The sequence below is a fragment of the Nocardiopsis alborubida genome, from assembly GCF_012396365.1.
In the GTDB taxonomy this organism is placed as follows: Bacteria; Actinomycetota; Actinomycetes; order Streptosporangiales; family Streptosporangiaceae; genus Nocardiopsis; species Nocardiopsis alborubida.
On sequence record NZ_JAAXPG010000008.1, the window covers coordinates 131,924 to 148,877 of the forward strand.

13 protein-coding genes are annotated in these 16,954 nt (G+C 72.6%); 5 read left to right on the plus strand and 8 right to left on the minus strand.

Annotated elements, in window-relative coordinates; translation table 11 throughout:
- Positions 1-142: 142 nt before the first annotated feature.
- Positions 143-1,759, plus strand: a complete 1,617-nt coding sequence (locus HGB44_RS10690) for a hypothetical protein (protein WP_061079002.1) — start codon at positions 143-145, stop codon at positions 1,757-1,759.
- 55 nt (positions 1,760-1,814) lie between these two features.
- On the opposite strand, the gene HGB44_RS10695 is transcribed toward HGB44_RS10690, so the two are convergent.
- From HGB44_RS10695 to HGB44_RS10710, 4 genes are all read right to left on the minus strand, one after another.
- Positions 1,815-2,612 (minus strand): tyrosine-protein phosphatase, encoded by a 798-nt coding sequence (locus HGB44_RS10695; RefSeq protein WP_061078918.1) that lies wholly within the window; start codon positions 2,610-2,612, stop codon positions 1,815-1,817.
- Positions 2,613-2,665: 53 nt separating this feature from the next.
- The gene (locus HGB44_RS10700; protein ID WP_061078917.1) at positions 2,666-3,400 is read right to left on the minus strand and encodes a nucleotidyltransferase family protein; all 735 of its coding nucleotides are present in this window, start codon (positions 3,398-3,400) and stop codon (positions 2,666-2,668) included.
- A gap of 42 nt (positions 3,401-3,442) precedes the next feature.
- Positions 3,443-5,914 (minus strand): AAA family ATPase, encoded by a 2,472-nt coding sequence (locus HGB44_RS10705; RefSeq protein ID WP_061078916.1) that lies wholly within the window; start codon positions 5,912-5,914, stop codon positions 3,443-3,445.
- A gap of 192 nt (positions 5,915-6,106) precedes the next feature.
- Entirely contained in the window at positions 6,107-6,805 is a 699-nt protein-coding gene (locus tag HGB44_RS10710; protein WP_061078915.1) for a ribonuclease HII, read from the minus strand.
- Positions 6,806-7,104: 299 nt separating this feature from the next.
- Between HGB44_RS10710 and HGB44_RS10715 the strand changes: the two genes are divergently transcribed.
- The 3 genes from HGB44_RS10715 to HGB44_RS10725 all read left to right on the plus strand — a co-directional run bounded on the left by HGB44_RS10715 (position 7,105) and on the right by HGB44_RS10725 (position 8,799).
- Positions 7,105-7,677: a hypothetical protein gene (locus HGB44_RS10715; RefSeq protein ID WP_061078914.1), complete on the plus strand. Its 573-nt coding sequence runs from the start codon at positions 7,105-7,107 to the stop codon at positions 7,675-7,677.
- A 77-nt stretch (positions 7,678-7,754) separates the two neighbouring features.
- Entirely contained in the window at positions 7,755-8,411 is a 657-nt protein-coding gene (locus HGB44_RS10720; protein WP_061078913.1) for a hypothetical protein, read from the plus strand.
- A gap of 196 nt (positions 8,412-8,607) precedes the next feature.
- Positions 8,608-8,799, plus strand: coding sequence for a hypothetical protein (locus HGB44_RS10725; RefSeq protein WP_013154335.1), 192 nt, complete (start codon positions 8,608-8,610; stop codon positions 8,797-8,799).
- 317 nt (positions 8,800-9,116) lie between these two features.
- Here HGB44_RS10725 and HGB44_RS10730 read toward each other — a convergent pair whose 3' ends face one another.
- Positions 9,117-10,592 carry an SPFH domain-containing protein gene (locus tag HGB44_RS10730; protein WP_061078912.1) on the minus strand — a complete coding sequence of 492 codons (1,476 nt, stop codon included), beginning with the start codon at positions 10,590-10,592 and terminating at the stop codon, positions 9,117-9,119.
- Complete coding sequence (locus HGB44_RS10735; protein ID WP_061078911.1) at positions 10,593-12,407, minus strand: SPFH domain-containing protein; 1,815 nt, start codon at positions 12,405-12,407, stop codon at positions 10,593-10,595.
- 286 nt (positions 12,408-12,693) lie between these two features.
- Here HGB44_RS10735 and HGB44_RS10740 point away from each other — a divergent pair, with 286 nt between their 5' ends.
- Positions 12,694-12,999 carry a hypothetical protein gene (locus HGB44_RS10740; protein WP_061078910.1) on the plus strand — a complete coding sequence of 102 codons (306 nt, stop codon included), beginning with the start codon at positions 12,694-12,696 and terminating at the stop codon, positions 12,997-12,999.
- Between the two features lie 68 nt (positions 13,000-13,067).
- On the opposite strand, the gene HGB44_RS10745 is transcribed toward HGB44_RS10740, so the two are convergent.
- Both HGB44_RS10745 and nrdR read right to left on the minus strand, forming a co-directional pair.
- Entirely contained in the window at positions 13,068-15,911 is a 2,844-nt protein-coding gene (locus HGB44_RS10745; protein ID WP_061078909.1) for a vitamin B12-dependent ribonucleotide reductase, read from the minus strand.
- Positions 15,912-16,020: 109 nt separating this feature from the next.
- Positions 16,021-16,524 carry a transcriptional regulator NrdR gene (nrdR, locus tag HGB44_RS10750; protein WP_061078908.1) on the minus strand — a complete coding sequence of 168 codons (504 nt, stop codon included), beginning with the start codon at positions 16,522-16,524 and terminating at the stop codon, positions 16,021-16,023.
- Positions 16,525-16,954: the final 430 nt, after the last annotated feature.

Sequence of the window (16,954 nt, forward strand, 5' to 3'; positions counted from 1 at the left end):
CGCCCGCCGTCGCATGGGCGCTGCCGCCGGTTCGCGGGAACGGAAGAGCGCACACCCGGGGCTGGCATACGCTCGGGTGGTGCCCTCCCCGATGTCTCCGTCCCCAGGTTCCGAACCGGTTCCCCGCGCCGTCTTCGACGAGATGCTGCGCGCCGCCAGAGCGCTGCTGGCCATGCGCCACCCCCTCGACGCCGAGCTGGCCTTCAGTGAGCTGCTCGGCACGTGGTGGGGGGAGCGGGTCCCCGGCGTGGACGTGGAGAGGCTGCTCGGCGAGGGCCTGGTCGCACACGCCACCGCCTCCGGCAAGCCCGCGGGGCTGGGCGTACTCGCGGCGATCACCGCCCTGGGCACCTCGTCCGAGCAGCGGAGCCTGGCCGAACAGGGGATGATCGCGCTCCGCGAGCGCGGCCTCCAGGTGCCGGTGTGGGCCTCCCAGCTCGGCGTGGTCACACCGGTGGCCGTCTACGTCAGCACCGACCAGTTCGGCGACACCGAGGACTTCGTGTGCGTGTTCAGCCGCGACGACGACCACCCCGGCCACCCGGGGTCGCTGCCGCCCGAACACGCGCTGATCCTGGTCCTGGACCACAACGGCGGCGGCGTGCTGCGGGACGCCTGGGTGACCACCAAGGTCGAGCAACTGCTGGAGGGCTGCCGCGCCAGGGCCGAGACGGACGAGTTCGCCCGGTTCACGCAGGTGGAGCTGACCGAGGCGCGCGCCCTGCTGACGCGGGCCCTGGAGCGCACCGAACAGGTGGTGGCCGGCGCGTCGGCCGACCGCACCTCGGGGGCGCTCGTGGAGCCGGTGGGCCTGAAGGTCTCCGACCTGACCGGAGGGTCGCTGGCCGCGCACTTCGCGCTGGCCAACGCGCGGGTGCGGTCCCTGCCCGTGCCTCCCGCGGGGGTGGACCCCTTCCCGGCCCCGGTGTGGCGGCGCGACCGGCGAGCGGTGCTGGCCGCGCGCTTCCTGGCCTCGGACGAGGCCGCCGAGCTCTCCGACTCCTACGCGGCGAGCCGCTGCGCCGACCACATCATCGCGCACGGCTGCGACGTGGACGGCGGTCGGCCGATGCGCGTCAGCCCGCGCAAGGTGGAGTCCTTCCTGCTGCACTGGCTGCCCGGCCGGGTGGTGCTGCTGCCCGAGGAGCAGGAGGCCATGCCGCACGTGCTGGCGGCGTGGGTGCGCTGGGCCGGCGGACGCGGCGGGCTGCCGGAGGTGGCGGTGGGCGCGGCGCTGGACGCGGTATGGGAGTCCACCTCGGAGTTCACCCGCACCTACCGCGATCCGGCGCGCCCGCTGGGGCTGCGCCAGGAGGCGGTGCGGCGGCTGATGCCGGACGGCGACTTCGCGTCGCTGGCGCGGCGGATGTTCGCGTTCCCGCTGCTGGCGAGCGAGCTGGTGACGTGGGCTCCGGAGGAGTTCGACCCGGACACGGCGCGGGGCCGAAGGGCGCTGCTGCGGTTGGACCACTACGGCGAGTACGAGGCGGCCACGCCGCACAGCGGCCGCCACTCCAGCGGGCAGGACCGGTGGTACCGGCCGGTGACCGGCGACGACCCCGAGCGGGAGCGGGAGCTGGACCGGCACGAGCGCCTGGCGCGGCGGTTGTGGCACGGCAGGCCCGCGAACCTGTGGGCGGCGGCGCGCCGGATGCTGGACCGGGGCGTGGACCGGCCCGGCGTGCTGGCCGCGCTGGGCGAGGTGCTGGACTCCGCCTCGGGCGAGAGCGACCTGCGCCGCCGCCTGGACGCGCTGTAGGCGGCGCCCGTCCCGGGGCCGCGCGCCGCCTGTGCCGCCCGACTCCCGAACCGCCCTACTCCAGCATGCGCTCGCGCAACTGCTCGACGGTGGCGTCGGAGAGCTTGAGGCCCTCGGTGACGTAGGCGTCGAAGGAGCCGTGGACCTCGTCCACGTGGGCGAAGGCGGTCTCCAGGTACTCGGCGCGCACCCGCGTCATGGGGACGACCTCCTCCCAGGTCAGGGCGCTGTGCCGGGCGAGCCTGCGCATCCACTCGTCGGTGTTGGCCTGGCGCTCGTTGCTGGCCAGGTAGTCGGCGACCACGGCCTCGCGGTCCACACCCAGCAGGCCGAGCAGCAGGGCGGCGCCCCAGCCGGTGCGGTCCTTGCCCGCGCTGCAGTGGAAGACCAGGGAGGCCGGCCCCCGGGCCACCCGCTCGACCAGCTCGCGGTACCCGGTGAGCGCCTCGGCGTCGGTCACGAGCTCACGGTAGACGCCGTGCATGAAGCGCTCGGCGGCGCCGTCGGCGAACATGAGGCGGGCCTTCTCGGGGTCGGCGAGGGCCAGGGAGAAGTTGGCCCCGGCCGCCTCGGGGTCCTGCACGGCCACGACCGCGTACTCGGCGCCCTCGGGGACGACGTCGGGCAGGGTCTCGCGCTCGTGCGGAGTGCGCAGGTCGACGAGCTGGCGGATGCCCAGGCCGTTGTAGACCGGCAGCTCGTCCGCGGCGATCGCGTGCAGGGCGTCGGAGCGGTACACGAGTCCGCGGCGGACCGTGCGGCCCGAGGCCGTGCGGTGCCCGCCGAGGTCGCGGAAGTTGGGGGCGCTGGAGAGGAGGAAACCGTCGTTCGTCACCTTGGTGACGATACCCATCCGCCCCGGCGCCCCGTCAGTCGGCGTCCGCCCTCCCCCGGCCGGAACCGGGGTCAGGCGCCCCCGCGCATGGCGGTGATCTGCTCCCCCGCCTCCTTGACGTCCTTGGCGGTGTCCACGCCGCGCCAGAAGCCGTCGATGCGGTAGGCGGCCAGGCGGCCCTCCTTGGCCAGGTCGGGGAAGGTGGAGGACTCGTGGTCGCCCTTGGTCGGCAGCAGCGGGGTGATGCCCGGCTCGAACAGGTACACCCCGGCGTTGATCCACACCGGCAGCAGCGGGCTCTGGGTGAACCCCTCGATCCGGTCCTGGTCGTCCACGTCCACGATGCCCCAGGTCGTGCGGAACCGGGCCAGGGCCAGGGTGGCCAGGCCGCCCCGCTCCCGGTGGTGGGCGGTCATCTCGTCCAGGGGGAACCAGGTGAGCACGTCGCCGTTGAGCGCGAAGTAGGGCGCGTCCGGGTCGTGCAGACCGGTGGAGGCGAAGCGCAGGGCTCCGCCGCGGCCGAGCGGCTCGTCCTCGACCAGGAGCGTGACCCGCGGGCCGCCCTCGCGGCCCTCCAGGTACTCGCGCAGGACCTCGGCCTTGTAGCCGCAGGAGACGACGACGTGTTCGACGCCGTGGCCCGTGAGCCACTCCAGCTGGTAGTCGATGATGGGCCGTCCGGCCACCTCCACCATCGCCTTGGGTCGGGTGTCGGTGTAGGGCCGCAGCCGGGTGGCCTGGCCGCCGGCGAGGATGAGCGCCTGGGTGACGCGGGGCGCGGAGGAGGAAGTGGGTGCAGCGGTCATGATCCGGACACTAGCAGCACGCCTGTGCGCGTCCCCTCGGGTCTACTGCGTCGCCTCGGCGTAGGCCTTGCGGACGTCGACGCTGGTCAGCACGGTGAGTTCGGCGGCGGTCGCGGCCTCGCCCAGCTCCTGGGACACGCGCAGGTCGCGGTGGGAGCACGCCTTCTCGAACAGGGAGCGGGCGAAGCGGCCGTTGCCGAGCTCGTCGATCCACCCGGCCTCGCACACGTGCGCGAAGATGCTGCGCAGGTCCTCGCGCGCGGTGTCGTCGAAGGCGTCGCCGGTACGGGCGGCCACCGCCTCGGCGATCTCGGTGAGCTCGTCGGCGGTGTAGGAGGGGAAGCGCACCCGCACGTTGAACCGCGAGGACAGTCCCGCGTTGGAGGCCAGGAAGCGCTCCATCTCCGCCGGGTAGCCCGCGAGCACGACCACGAGCCGGGACCGGTCGTCCTCGGCCCGCTTGAGCAGGGTCTGGATGGCCTCGGAGCCGAAGGCGTCACCGCCGCTGTAGCCGGGGTTGACCAGGGAGTAGGCCTCGTCCACGAACAGCACGCCGCCCAGCGCCCGGTCCACGAGCCGGTTGGTCTTGACCGCCGTGGCGCCCAGGTGCTCGCCGACCAGGTCGGCGCGCTGGGCCTCGACCACGTCGGCGCGGCCGAGCAGGCCCAGCGCCGCGAAGACCCGGCCGAGCACCCGGGCGACGGTGGTCTTGCCGGTGCCGGGCGGACCGGAGAACACGAAGTGCCGCATGGGCGCCTGGTTGAGCAGCCCCTGCTCCTCACGGAGCTTGGCCACCCGCAGCTGGGCCACGATGGAGCGGACCTGCTCCTTGACCGGCTCCAGACCGATCATGGAGTCCAGTTCGGCCAGCGCCTCCCCGATGCCGGGCGCCTCGCCGAAACCGGGCAGGCGGGAGGTCAGCTCCCGGTGGGCGGCCTCCACGTCCGAGGCCCGGACGGTGATGAGGTCCTCGGCCTCGGGGCGGGGCGCGGGCTCCGCGCCGTCCACTCCGGCGGTGACCACGCGCACGTCGCGGGCCTGGGCGGCCTTCTCGACCACCGAGCGGGCGAAGCGGCCGTTGCCGAGCTCGTCGACCACCTCGCGCTGGACCACCTGGTCGAACCTTCGCCGCAGCGCCTGGGCGGCTCCGTCGTCGAGGATGTCGCCGCGCTGGTGGACGAGGGACTCGGCGATGCGGAACAACTCGTCGGCGCTGTAGCTGGGAAAGCTGATGCGGGTGGCGAAGCGCGAGGCCAGACCAGGGTTGGAGGCCAGGAAGGCGTCCATCTCCTTCTCGTACCCGGCCAGGACCACGACGAGCTGGTCGCGGTCGTCCTCGGCGCGCTTGAGCAGGGTCTGCACCGCCTCGTTGCCGAACCGGTCGGCCTGGCCGTCGCCCTCGTTGACCAGGGAGTAGGCCTCGTCCACGAACAGCACGCCGCCCAGCGCCCGGTCGATGAGCTCGTTGGTCCTGATGGCGGTCGCGCCCAGGTACTCCCCCACGAGGTCGGCGCGCTGGGCCTCGACCACACGGGAGGTGGGCAGCAGCCCGAAGGAGTGGAAGATGGTGGCCAGGGTGCGGGCGACGCTGGTCTTGCCGGTGCCGGGCGGACCGGAGAAGACCAGGTGGCGCAGGGGCCGCTCCACGGGGAAGCCCGCGTCGGCGCGCAGGCGGGCCGCCTCGATGGAGGCGGCGATCCCGCGCACCTGCTGTTTGACCGGGTCGAGGCCGACCATGTCCTCCAGTTCGGCCAGGGCCTGGTCGACGGGGACGGGCTCGTCGTCGGAGTCCGCGGCGGCGGCCCCGCGGGAGCCGGTACCGGTGCGCCCTCGCAGCGGCCGGGTGCGGCCCTCGGAGCCGTCCTGGCCCCCGGACGCGTTCGCGGGGCCCGAGCCGCCGTTGCGGCGCGAGACGGGCATGGACTTGGCGGTCTCACGCCGGTTGGCCTCGCTCTCCCGGTGGATCTGGCGGGAGGCCGACAGCCGCCACAGCAGGCAGGCGCCCGCGGCGGCGTAGAGCAGGATGATCCCCCAGGAGGCGGGGAAGGGCTCGACGACCAGTCCGACCAGGGCCAGGGAGAACCCGGCGATGAGCCCGGCGGTCAACGAGAGCACGATGGTGTGCCAGACGGGGAACTCGCGCGCCCGCCCGGCGGCCAGGACCACGAGCAGAGGCAGGGGCAGGACCAGCAGCGTGACGGGCTCGCCCGCGAGGGGGATCTGGAAGAGGGGGACGGACACCGCGAGCCAGAGCACGCACACCATGACGGTGGCGAAGGCGTCGACGGAGCGCATGAGGGCGGCCAGGACCATCAGCAGGACCAGGGCCGCGGTGACCGCGCCGAAGGCGGACGCGCCCGTGACGAGCGCGACGACGGCGACCACGGTCAGCAGGACCAGGGCGGACACGAGCCGTCGGCCGAGGGGGACGCGGTGGTAGAGGGCGCGCAGGCGGTCGAGTCCCGAGGCGCGTACCGGCTCCGCGGCGGCGGTGGAGCGCATCTCACGCGTCATCCATGCACCTTCCTGCGTGGGGGTCCGTGGCGGTCGGCTCTCCTGACCGGCGGGGGTCGGGTCGGGGGCGGGGGGCGTCGGGGGGCCGACGTCCACAGCCACAGCCTTGCCCCAAGTGGGGCGGATGTCCAGTACGGGACCGCGTGTCGTGGCCCCTGGCCGGGGGCCGCCCGGGGTCCGCGGGTCCGGTCCTCACAGCAGGGGGAGCTGCCCGCCGGGAGCGGGGCGGACCCTGCGCAGGTGCTTCCATCGGGGCAGGTCGTCGAGGTAGGCCCAGCTCATCCGGTGGTGCGGGGTGGGTCCGGACTCGGCCAGGGCGGCTCGGTGCGCGGGCGAGGGGTACCCGGCGGCCCGCTCGAACCCGTAGCCCGGATGGTCGGCGGCCAGGTCGGCCATGAGGGCGTCGCGGTGGACCTTGGCCAGGATCGCGGCGGCGGCGACGCTGACGCAGGCCAGATCGCCCTTGACGCAGGTGCGCACCCGCCAGGGGCGGCCGATGAAGTCGTGCCTGCCGTCGAGGATGACGGCGTCGGGCCGCGGGGAGAGCGCGTCCAGGGCGCGTCGGGAGGCCCGGTGCAGTGCCTCGGTCATACCGACCTCGTCGATCTCCTCGGGGGAGGACCAGCCGAAGGCGTGGTCGGCGACCCAGGGGCGCAGCTGGTCGGCGATCTCCCGGCGGCGTTTGGGGGTCAGGCGCTTGGAGTCGGTCAGCCCGGAGGGCGGGGCGCCCTCGCCGGGGACGGCGGCGCAGACCAGGAGCGGCCCGGCCCAGGCGCCGCGGCCCACCTCGTCCACTCCGGCGACCACCCGCGCGCCGGAGGAGCGGAGTTCGTCCTCCAACTCGTAGGTCGGTGCGGCGGGCGGCGGGGCGGGCGTGGATGTGGTCGGCACAGTATCCACCTTAGGGCGTGGCGCGCGGACGCCGTGCGGGGCCCGGGAACCGGGGGCATCGCCGGGAAGGCCTCAGACCGCCCGGGCCGCCGTCGGGGCCGCCCGCGCACCCGCACACGGCCCGGCACGCGAAGGGCGCGGACCGCGGCCCCGGAACCCGCGCACACGGAGCCGACCCGGACGAGAGGACCTCGAACGCACCCTTTTGCGCGACTCGCCGACCACCACAAGAGGTTAACGGCCATGACCTTGTGTAGTTTCCGCTTGTCAGGACCGCCGGTCGCCCGGGAGGAATGGACATGCAGCGTGCCAGGCCGTATCCGCGGCCGCGGATCTCCCGGGGACGCCTCTACGACGTCGCCGCCGCCCTCGTCCGGGTGGGCGTCGGATGGATGTTCACCGAGTACGGGCTCGCGCTGCGCGACCGGGAGACCGCGGTGGCCGATCACCTCACCGCGACCGGCCTGGGCGCGCTCTCCCCGACCGCGGGGGCGCTGCCCGCCCTGCTCGTCGCGCTCTCGATCGCCTTCGCCGTGGGCCTGCTCACATGGCTGACGGGCCCCCTGCTCGCCGCCGCGGCCGTGCTCGGCGCCCTCACGGCGGGCGCGCCCGACCTGGCGCCCTTCTCCTCGTGGGGCACGACGTCACTGGTCACGGCGGTGTGCGTGCTGATGGCGGTGAGCGGCGGCCGCTGGTCCTGGGACCACCTCGTCCTCTCGCCGCGCGTCAACGTGCGGCACCGGAAACACCGCCGACAGCCGTCCGGAACCCGCGGGAAAGACGGCGGCGTTTCCCCGCGTCTCCCCGAACACGCTCCGCCACTGCTCTATCCTGTGGAGCAGGCCGTGCTTCGACGGCCGTATCGACTGTGACGCGGCCCCCTGCGGCTCCTCTTCCCGTTCGCTCCGGGTCCGCGTCCCCATGACACGGATTCGGTGGGGGGAACGCCATGTCCGCCGCAGCTTCCGGCCCGGCCCCTGACAGGTCCCTGGCCAAGCTGATCGAGATCGCGGAGAAGCCGACGCTCGGCCAGCGCCTGATCAGCTGGGCCTCCCGTCCGCCCGGCCGGCTCTACATCCCCGCCTGCGGCGTGGTCGGTCTGGTCCTGCTCTTCGAGGACAGCGTCCCCGGCGGACACCTGATCACGTTCTTCGCCGCTCTGGTGGGCGGCCTGCTGCTCGCCGGGATGGGTGCGCTGCGCCTGGGCATCGCCCTGGCGGTGGCCCGCCCGATGATCCGCCACTACTGGCTGCGCTGGGTGTCCGCTCCGGTGATCGCCGCCGTCGCGATCGGCCTGGCAGTGGCCGACGTCCCGCTCCAGAGCCGGATCAGCGCCTCCGCCGACCAGCTGCTCTCGCTGAGCGAGGACACCGACGGCCGCACCTCCATCCCGCTCAACGGCGAACGGGTGGGGCTGTACTCGCTGCGCAGCGTCTCGGCGTACGAGGGCGTCACCCACTACGCGGTGGAGGGATCGGGACTGTTCAGCCCCTCCGGCCTGGCCCACAGCACCGAGCAGATCCCCGAGGGCGTCTTCGTCCCCGGGCAGGGCTCCAGGATCTACGAGCACGTGTCGGGCGACTGGTACGTCTGGGTCAACCACTGACCGCGCCCACGCACCCGTGTCCCGCCCGCCGCGCCACCGCGCGGCGGGCGGCCGCGTTTTCACCCTCACCTTGCCGGTCCTTGTCCCCCTCCAACCCCGCTCTCAACCTCGCCGGGTACACAGGGACACGCCCCCCAGGGGAGAGCCGCAGGCCCTCCCCCCTCCGGCAGCGCCGCCAACCCTGAGAAGAGGCCCCATGCGCGAGTTCGCGCTCACCCTCCACGTGCGCATCCACGACTCGATCACCGCGCTGCGCCGCGCCCACGCGCTCGGCGACGACGACCTGGCCAGCGCGCAGGCGGGCGAGGTCGAGGACCTGGTCGAGATCGCCGCGCGGAACGGGATCGACATCGCCGGGGGCTACTCCTCCCTCTCCCCCGTCGCCTGAGCCCGGGACACGAGGAAGGGCCCGCGACCGCTCCCGGTCGCGGGCCCTCACCCCGTCTCCGGCCCCGCCCAGCGGCCCGGCCGCGGGGCTGAGCCGTCGGGGCTGGGGAGTGTTCCGCGAAGGCTTCCGGATCAGCGAGCGGCCGTCCGGGCGACCTCTCGCAACACGGTTCGCGCAGATCAGCCTGGTCGGCTTTTCAGGCGAAACCGGCGCGGCGAGAGGCAGCCCGGTGCCCGCGGCGAAGCTGGAGCCGCAGGCTCTCCCTTGGGGGTGGTGGAGGGCGACGGGCGGGACCGAAACGATCCGAGGAACACGACCTAGCGGCGCCTCTGCCCGCCGTACCCCTCACCGCGCTCGAACTGCTCGCGCATCGCGGCGCCCTGCTGGCGCTGGTACTCGTCGGCCATCTGCTGCTGGCGCTCGGCGGCCGCGGAGAGCGCGCCCTGCGCGGAGTCCAGGACCTCCCTGGCCCCACCCGAGCCGCCGGAGCCGCCCGCTCCGCCCAGCGGTGCCCGCGAACCCCGGCCGTCCATCACCTGGGGCAGCAACTGCGCGGTCAGCAGCGTCGACAGCGCCGAGGCGTCCCCCGCACCGGCCTCGGTCTGCACCACCACCGGGCGCGGGGCGCGCCCGGCCAGGGTGGCGCCCACGTCCAGGCGGCGGCGGGCCAGCTCGTACTCCAGCACCGCCCGGTTGTCCCGGTAGGCCGTGGCCAGGCGCTCCTGCGCCTTCGCCTCGTTCTCGGCGGCCACCAGGTCGGCGCGCCCGCGCGTCTCGATCTCGTAGCGCACCCGCTGCGCCTCGGTCTCCTGCTCCTCCAACATCTGCGCCACGTCCTTGCGCGCCTTGTTGAGGGAGGCGTTGACCTCGACGATCTTGGCGTCACGGGTCTTCTTGGAGCGCTCGATGTCCATCAGCAGGGTGTCGATCCGGCGCTTGCGCGTCAGCTCCCACTCCTGCTCGTAGGCCACCAGCTCCTTGGCCACCCGCTCCCGGGTGGACAGGTGCTGCTGGTACTGGCTGGGCAGCTGCACGTCGGGGATGTTGCAGCCGGTGATCCGCACGCCGTACTTCTCCAGCTGCCCGTTGAGCAGGCGGCGCATGTCCTCGACGTTGGAACCGCGCAGGTCGTAGGCGGACTCGGTGTTGACCAGGCGGCTGCGCTGACGGATGGCGTCCTGCACCGCGCTGGAGAGCACGAGGTCGAAGTTGCTCGCGCCGATGATCGTCACGAACCGGATCGGGTCGGTGATCTGGAACTTGAGGAAGAACTCGATCGACTTCAGCGGCACGTTCTCCCGCGTGGGGCAGGCCAGGACCGGCGCCGTGTAGGGGATCTCCGTGCGGGTGTCCACCACGAAGTCCACCCGCGACCACGGGTGCCACAGGTAGTGGCGGCCCGGGCCGATCGGCTTCACGATCGCGCCGTACTTGGTGAGGATGCCGTGCGTGCCCTCCTCGATCTCGACGATCGAGCTGCGCCACCACCACAGACCCGCCACGACGATGCTGAGGAGGCCGACGATCAGGGTCGGCACGGCCAGCACGACGTAGGCGACCCCGAAGCCGAACCCGCCCGCCGAGGCGTTGAGGGCCATCATCAGCGCCGAGCACAGGGCGAACAGGCCGAACCAGACCAGAACGGTCCACCGCAGGCCGCGGTTGTCGCGCGGGATGACCACGGGAACGATCGCGCCCTGGTCGCCGCCGCGCAGCAGACCCGCCAGGTCGCCCCAGGAGGCGAGGGACTCCTTGATGCTGGAGCCGCCGCCGGCGTTCACTGACTGGCTCATCTACTGACCTCCCTCGTCGGGGCCGAAGCCCTGGGTGCCGCGCGACCACGGCGGCGGGGGCGGGTCCTCGGGGAACCGCCGGGGTGCGTCCGAGGAGGGCGGCGCGTCGGCCGACGGCCGGGCGGAGTCCTGCTCCCGCGGGGCCTCGTGCCGACCGTGCGTCTCCTGGGACTCTTGTGTTGCCTGAGGCCCCTTGGGCGCCTCGGACATGCGCTCGTCGATGGCCTGCTCGGAGACGGACTGGCGGATCTCCTCCACCAGCTCCTCCCCCGGGTCCTCGCCCCGGCCCCGTTCGGCCCTGGGGTCGTCGGCGTCCCGGACCAGCGCGCTGATCTCCTGCTCGCGCTCGGCGATACGGCCCCGGATGGCCCCGAGGCGGGAGCGGATGGCCTCCATGTCCTCCTGCGAGAACAGGGCGGTGTCGGCCTGACCGATGATCTCCTGCGCGATGCGCAGGTAGTCGACGCTGGCGGAGTCGCCCGACCCGATCCGCAGGACCTGCGGGAGGCTGTCGGCGACACCCTCCAGCTTGTCCAGAAGGGTCTCGCGGAAGCGGTAGTTGAGGATCTCGGGGGCGTCGGCGGCGCTGACCGCGCGGATGTCCAGGGCCTGGGCCTGCAACAGGGCCGCGTTGGCGTTGGCCTCGGACTCGGCCTCGACGAAGCGCTGGTGGGCCAGGGAGCGGGCCCGGTTGGTCTCGCGTTCCAGGGCGGTGTCCATCTGCGCCTGGTACTGGGCGATGTCGGCCTGGATCGCGGACAGGGTCTCGTTGAGGGTCGCCAGCTCCTTGTTCAGGTCACCCTCGTTCTGCTCCTTGCGCAGCTGGAGCTCGTACTCGAAGGTGTAGGCGTCCTTGGCGACGCGGACCATCTCCGGCGCCGCCAGGTCCATCCGGTACTCCTGGTTGGAGGGCTCGGCGTGGGTGATGTTGGCGCTGGTCAGCTCCACGATCCCGCTGAACTGGCGGTTGAGCTGCTCCACCAGGCTCTGGGTGTTGTCGCCGACCATGTCGTAGATGGCGGAGGCCTGCTGCTCGTAGATGAGGCTGCGGGTGGTCTCGCTGATCGCGTTGTTCAGCTTCTCCTGGAAGCCGTTCACGCCGCCCAGCGTGTAGACGAAGTCGGTGGCGTTGACGATCCGGAACTGCACGAACAGGTCTATGGAGGCCTGCACACCGCTCTTGGTGGGCGCCGAGCGGATCGGCGCGTTGAAGGGGTACTCGCGGGTGGTGTTGACGATGTAGGAGACGCGCTTCCAGGGGTTGAAGAGCGTGACCCGCCCGGCCTTGAAGACGTTCTCCATCTTGCCGAAGCGGGTGACGATGGCCTCGCAGCCCTCCGGCACCATCACCATGCCCTGGCGCCACCACATGAACACGGCCACCGCGATGGTGATCAACCAGTAGTGGATGCCGAAGACGGGGTTGACCAGGGGGTTTCCACCGCTGACGGCCTGGGGGGCCAGGACGAGGACGGCGCCCACCACACCGAGGGCCACCAGCGCGATGGCCGGGAGCATCGTCACGAAGGTGCGCCCGCGGGGGATGACCATGGGACAGATGACGTGGATCGGTCCGCCGTCGCCGCGCTCGTAGTAGCTGCGGTTGATCGCCTCGCCCGCGTTGTTGAGGGACGTGCTCTTCTGCTCGATGCGGGTGCCGACGGAGTCACCCTGTTCACGGGCGGCGACGAAGTCCCGGGGGTCGAGGCCACCGCCCTCGGTGGCCTGTTGCAGCGCGTCGGACACCGCCTGGCGCGGATCGCCCCCCTGGGCGACGGCACCGGCCGCGCCGCGCACGGTCTGCGCGAACGACATAGGCATGGGCTCCTTGGTCGGAGGTCGGGAACTATCGGCTACGACGTCGCGTATCGCGGTCCGGTTCCAGGTGGGAGCCTGTTTCGTGACCGGAGGGGCCGTAGCGGACAGCACCAAGCCTGTCATGGGACGCGTCCAGAACCCAGAGCCGCGTACCGGAGCGTGACGGGAACGCACCCCGCGGGTCCGGCCCGCGCGGGCCGGACGGCACCGCCGCCGGGCGGCGGATAACGTCGTTGGCGCACGCAGCCACCGGCTCCGGCCGCAGCGAGAGGGGACACCACCGATGCCCGCAGTACCCAGTTCCGTCCTGACCACCGCGGGCCTGATCGGCGGCTACACGGTGGCCCGCGCGACGGGCAGCCGCCCGCTGGGCGGGGCCGTGCTGGCCGCGTTCGGCGCCGCGGCATTCGAGACCTGGCGCCGCCGCTCGGGGGTGGGCACGGCGGTCGCGCTCACCGGCGTGTACGTGGGCGCGTTCGGGCTGTCCCACCCGCTGGCGAGGAGGGTCGGCGCCTGGCCCGCCGTGCTGGGGGTGACCGCCGTGACCGCCGCGGTCGCGGCCGTCTCGGGAGACCGCGGCCGCGGCTGACACGGAACCCGCGCGCCGGGGAGGGGGCGCGGACCCGCCCCCTCCCCGAGCCGTCCGTCCGCCGCGGATCAGCTGCAGCCGCTGGTGGCTCCGCAGCCCTCGCAGGCGTAGCAGCTGCCCGACGGGCGCATCTTGGTACCGCAGGTCACGCACAGCGGAGCGTCCGCCACGAAGCCCTTGCCCTCCATCAGCTCCGCGGTGGAGTGCGCCCGGGTCGGCCGCTCCGCCGCCGCGTGCGGCTCCTCCACCGGGGCCGCCGGGGTCTCCTCGGCGGCGTCCGCCCCGCGGGTGGCCGCGGACTGGGCGTAGGACTCCACCTGCGCGGCGACCTGGGCCGGATCCTCCCCCGCCACCTGCGCCTGGCGCTCGGCGGCCGACAGCACCCCCAGCGCGGCGCGCTCCTCGTAGGGCAGGTGGTCCAGGGCCAGGCGGCGGAAGATGTAGTCCACCACCGACTGGGCCATGCGGATGTCCGGGTCGTCGGTCATGCCCGCCGGGTCGAACCGCATGTTCGTGAACTTGTCCACGTAGGTCTCCAGCGGGACCCCGTACTGGAGGGCGATGGAGATCGCGATGGAGAAGGCGTCCATCACCCCGGCCAGGGTGGACCCCTGCTTGCCGAGCTTCATGAACACCTCGCCCAGGCCGTCGTCAGGATAGGAGCCCGCGGTGATGTAGCCCTCGGCCCCGCCCACGGAGAACGACGTGGTCTCGCTCGGGCGCTTCTTGGGCAGGCGGCGTCGGACCGGCCGGTGCACCTCGACGGTCCGCACCTCGGGCTCGGCCTCCTTCTCCCGCGTCCCGCCGGTGGACAGCGGCTGGCCCACCTTGCAGTTGTCGCGGTAGACGGCGAGCGCCTTCAGGCCCATCCGCCAGCCCTCGAAGTAGATGTGCTCGAAGTCCTCGACCGAGGCCTCCTCCGGCACGTTCACCGTCTTGGAGATCGCGCCGGACAGGAAGGGCTGCACCGCGGCCATCATCCGCACGTGGCCCATGGGCCGGATGTAGCGGAGCCCCATCGCGCAGTCGAACACCTCGTAGTGCTCGGCGCGCAGGCCGGGCGCGTCCACGACGTGGCCGTTCTCGGAGACGTACTCGACGACGGCCTCGATCTGCTCGTCCTGGTAGCCGAGGTTGCCCAGCGCGCGCGGGATGGCCTGGTTGACGATCTGCATGGAGCCGCCGCCGACCAGCTTCTTGAACTTGACCAGCGAGAAGTCCGGCTCGATGCCGGTGGTGTCGCAGTCCATCATGAAGCCGATGGTCCCAGTGGGCGCGAGAAGGCTCGCCTGGGCGTTGCGCCAGCCGTTGCGCTCGCCGATCCTGAGGCACTCGGCCCACTCGCGGGTGGCCGCGGCGTGGATCGGCTCCTCCAGGGTTCCGACGGTGCGCAGGTCGTCGTTGGCGGCGGCGTGCTTGCGCATGACCCTCTTGTGGGCCCGCTCGTTGCGCCGGTAGCCGTCGTAGGGGCCGACCACCCCGGCCAGCTCGGCGCTGCGCCGGTAGGCGGTGCCGGTCATCAGCGAGGTCACGGCGGCGGCGACGGCGCGCCCGCCCTCGGAGTCGTAGGCGTGGCCGGTCGCCATGAGCAGGGCGCCCAGGTTGGCGTAGCCGATACCGAGCTGCCGGTAGGCGCGGGTGGTCTCGCCGATCTTCTCCGTGGGGAAGTCGGCGAAGGTGATGGAGACGTCCATCGCCGTGATGACCAGCTCGGTGAGCGCGGTGAAGCGCTCCACGTCGAAGGTGTCGTCCTCGCGCAGGAACTTCAGCAGGTTGATCGAGGCCAGGTTGCAGGACGAGTCGTCCAGATGGAGGTACTCACTGCACGGGTTGCTCGCACTGATGCGCCCGCTCTCGGGCGTGGTGTGCCAGTCCTGGATCGTGCCGTCGTACTGGATGCCCGGGTCCGCGCACTCCCAGGCGGCCCTGGCCATGCGCTGGAACAGCTCCTTGGCGTCCACCGTGGCGACGACCTCGCCGGTGGTGCGCGAGGTCAGGCCGAAGTCGGAGCCGCTCTCCACGGCGCGCATGAACGCGTCGGAGACCCGCACGGAGTTGTTGGCGTTCTGGTACTGGACGCTGAACATGTCGCCGCCGCCGAGGTCGACGTCGAACCCGGCGTCGCGCAGGGCACGGATCTTGTGCTCCTCGCGGGCCTTGGTCTCGACGAAGTCCTCGATGTCGGGGTGGTCCACGTCCAGCACGACCATCTTGGCGGCCCGGCGGGTGGCGCCGCCGGACTTGATGGTCCCGGCCGAGGCGTCGGCGCCGCGCATGAAGGAGACGGGCCCGGAGGCGGTCCCGCCGGAGGAGAGCAGCTCCTTGCTGGAGCGGATGCGCGAGAGGTTCACACCCGCGCCGGACCCGCCCTTGAAGATGATCCCCTCCTCCTTGTACCAGTCCAGGATCGACTCCATGGTGTCGTCCACGGAGAGGATGAAACACGCACTGACCTGGGCTTTTGCATTCGTGCCGACGTTGAACCACACCGGGGAGTTGAAGCTGAACAGCTGGTGGGCGAGGGCGTGCTTGAGCTCGTGGTCGAAGACCTCGGCGTCCTCGGCGGAGGCGAAGTAGCCGTGCTCGCGGCCGGTCTCGGTGTAGACGCCGACGACGCGGTCGATGAGCTGCTTGAGGCTCCACTCGCGCTCGGGGGTGCCGACCGCGCCGCGGAAGTACTTGCTCGCCACGATCTGGGTGGCGTTCATCGACCAGGAGGCGGGGAACTCCACTCCGCGCTGCTCGAAGTTGACCGTGCCGTCGCGCCAGTTGGTCATGACGACGTCGCGGCGCTCCCACTCCAGGGAGTCGTAGGGGTGCGTGCCCGGGGAGGTGAAGACGCGCTTCACCCTGATCCCCTTGCGGTTCCCCTTGCCCTTGCGTCCGGCCTGGCCGCTGGCGGTTTCCGTCATCGCCGGGCCTCCCCTCACTCGTGGGCACGGTCACCGACCGTGCCCGGCGTCCCTCTGTCCCGGGAGTGGTGTGGCCCCGCGCGCGGTCGGCGTGCGGGCCCCGGGTGCGCTATCCCGTGGTGGCGCCGCTCCGGTCGCCGGCCCCGGCGCCCTCGCCGGTCTCGGCCTCGCGGTCCTGGCGCAGGCTGGCGATCTCGGCCTCGAAGTCGGAGAGGCTCTCGAAGCCGCGGTAGACGCTGGCGAAGTGCAGGTAGGCGACCTCGTCCAGGTCACGCATCGGGCCGAGGATGGCCAGGCCGATCTCGTGGGCCGGGACCTCGGCCACACCGCGGCCGCGGATCTCCTCCTCGACCTGCTGGCCGAGCTTGGCCAGGGCGTCCTCGGAGACGGGGCGCCCCTGGCAGGCCCGGCGCACCCCGGCGATGATCTTGGTCCGGCTGAAGGGCTCGGTGACCCCCGAGCGCTTGGCCACCATCAGCAGGACGGTCTCCTGGGTGGTGAACCTGCGCTCGCAGACGGGGCAGGACCGGCGGCGCCGGATGGCCGCGCCGTCGTCGGTGGACCTGCTGTCGATCACCCTGGTGTCCGGATGGCGACAGAACGGACAGTGCACCCTGGTTCACCTGCTTCTCTCACCGAACGACAACGCCTAGGTACCACTAAACCACAACTTCTGGGCAACCACTCCTACCGAAACACCAGATGTTGTGGTCGAACCTAGACTTCTTCCTGACCCGCCGCAACCCTGGCGCGGGTGTGTCCCGACACGGCCGAGCGGCCACGCGGCATCTCGGCCCGCGGCGGCGGGGTGGGGCGGGGGGAGTCGGCGCGGCCGGACTGCTCCGGGACCCGGCACCGCGGTCAAGGATAGCGTCGCCGACCGGAGCCGCCGCGCCCCGACGGCGGGCGCCGGAATCCCGGTGGCACCGGGTTTTCGGTCGAGCCGACGCCCCAGGATAAGACCCCCACACCTGGCCGGAACCGCTGTCGCGGGCACGCGTTCGCACATTCCGGGGACAACAGCGCGTGAACGCGTGTACACA

Coding starts and splice junctions, on each gene's coding strand:
- HGB44_RS10705 (WP_061078916.1), bottom strand. CDS start 5,914: ATGACGCGTGAGATGCGCTCCACCGCCGCCGCGGAGCCGGTACGCGCC.
- HGB44_RS10740 (WP_061078910.1), top strand. CDS start 12,694: ATGCCCGCAGTACCCAGTTCCGTCCTGACCACCGCGGGCCTGATCGGC.
- HGB44_RS10745 (WP_061078909.1), bottom strand. CDS start 15,911: ATGACGGAAACCGCCAGCGGCCAGGCCGGACGCAAGGGCAAGGGGAAC.
- HGB44_RS10735 (WP_061078911.1), bottom strand. CDS start 12,407: ATGTCGTTCGCGCAGACCGTGCGCGGCGCGGCCGGTGCCGTCGCCCAG.
- HGB44_RS10700 (WP_061078917.1), bottom strand. CDS start 3,400: ATGACCGCTGCACCCACTTCCTCCTCCGCGCCCCGCGTCACCCAGGCG.
- HGB44_RS10730 (WP_061078912.1), bottom strand. CDS start 10,592: ATGAGCCAGTCAGTGAACGCCGGCGGCGGCTCCAGCATCAAGGAGTCC.
- HGB44_RS10725 (WP_013154335.1), top strand. CDS start 8,608: ATGCGCGAGTTCGCGCTCACCCTCCACGTGCGCATCCACGACTCGATC.
- HGB44_RS10715 (WP_061078914.1), top strand. CDS start 7,105: ATGCAGCGTGCCAGGCCGTATCCGCGGCCGCGGATCTCCCGGGGACGC.
- HGB44_RS10720 (WP_061078913.1), top strand. CDS start 7,755: ATGTCCGCCGCAGCTTCCGGCCCGGCCCCTGACAGGTCCCTGGCCAAG.
- HGB44_RS10690 (WP_061079002.1), top strand. CDS start 143: ATGCTGCGCGCCGCCAGAGCGCTGCTGGCCATGCGCCACCCCCTCGAC.
- HGB44_RS10695 (WP_061078918.1), bottom strand. CDS start 2,612: ATGGGTATCGTCACCAAGGTGACGAACGACGGTTTCCTCCTCTCCAGC.